This is a genomic window from Lamprobacter modestohalophilus (genome assembly GCF_016583905.1).
Classification (GTDB): Bacteria; Pseudomonadota; Gammaproteobacteria; order Chromatiales; family Chromatiaceae; genus Lamprobacter; species Lamprobacter modestohalophilus.
Genome location: NZ_NRRY01000168.1, coordinates 1 through 1,108, shown reverse-complemented (window position 1 = coordinate 1,108; position 1,108 = coordinate 1). Strand labels below are relative to the sequence as shown.

At 66.8% G+C, this 1,108-nt stretch carries 2 protein-coding genes; one reads left to right on the top strand and one right to left on the bottom strand.

From position 1 onward, the window contains the following. A partial coding sequence (locus CKO42_RS26650) for a hypothetical protein (protein WP_200252711.1) occupies positions 1–230 on the top strand: 230 nt, incomplete at its 5' end. Positions 231–242: 12 nt separating this feature from the next. Here the strand turns inward: CKO42_RS26650 and CKO42_RS26645 are convergent. After that, a partial coding sequence (locus tag CKO42_RS26645) for an aldehyde dehydrogenase family protein (protein ID WP_200252708.1) occupies positions 243–1,108 on the bottom strand: 866 nt, incomplete at its 5' end.

Sequence of the window (1,108 nt, the reverse complement as noted above, 5' to 3'; positions counted from 1 at the left end):
GGTTCATCCCCTGGCTGCTCTGGCGCGGCTTCTACCTGCTCTATATCCCGACCCTGGCGCGCAAGGCGCGGCTCTATCTGGAGTGGAACTGGGCGATGTTCTTTCCGCCTGATATCGCCCATCTGCGCTTTACGCGGACCCTCGACGACAGCAGCGATGAGGTGTCCCAGGATCAGGGTGCCCAAGGCGTGACGGAACGCTCGTCAACCCCTGTTGCCGAGCGTGATTGACGACCCGACGCCTCAGTCCGCGCGCCAAACCACCAGTTTCTCGATGCGCATCTCCTCGAAGCTATAGGGCATCCCGCCGGTACCCAGCCCCGATTGGCGTAATCCGGCGAACGGCATCCAGTCAGTGCGGAAGGCGGTGTGGTCGTTGATCATCACCGCTGAGGCCGCGAGCCGTTCTGCGGCATCGCGTGCAAACGCCAGCTCGCGTGTGAACACCGACGCCTGGAACGCGAACGGCAAGGCATTGGCCGCCTCGATCGCCGCATCGACCTCGGCATAGGGATAGACACAGATCACCGGACCGAACAGCTCCTGTGTGCTGACCTTGGCCGTCGCCGGCGGGTCGAACAGCACCGTCGGCGCATAACATGTGCGCGAGAGCGGCTCGCCCCCGCAGAGCAAGGTTGCGCCCTGCCCGATCGCCTCGCGCACCCACTGATCCACGCGCTCGACCTCGGCCGGACGAATCAGCGGTCCGATCGCGGTTTCGGCCAGGGTCGGATCATCGACCCGCATCTCGGCTGCGGTCTCGGCCAGCGCCTGTGCCAGAGTCAGTGCCTGATCCTGATGCACGTAGACGCGCTGCACCGAGACGCAGACCTGACCGGCATGATAGAGACCACCCTTCGCCAACAAGGGCACGACCTGCTGCAGATCGACGCCACGATCGACCAGCACCGGCGCCGCGCCGCCATGCTCGAGCGCGCAGCGCGCTCCGGGCGCGAGCCGCGAGCGCAGATGCCAGCCAACGCGCGCACTGCCGATGAAGCTCAGGAAGGCGACGCGGGGATCGGTCGCCAGCGCCTCGGCGGTCGCCGGCGAATCCGTCACCAAAGCCTGCGCCCAGGCCGGAGGCAGGCCGGCCTCGCGCAGCAGAT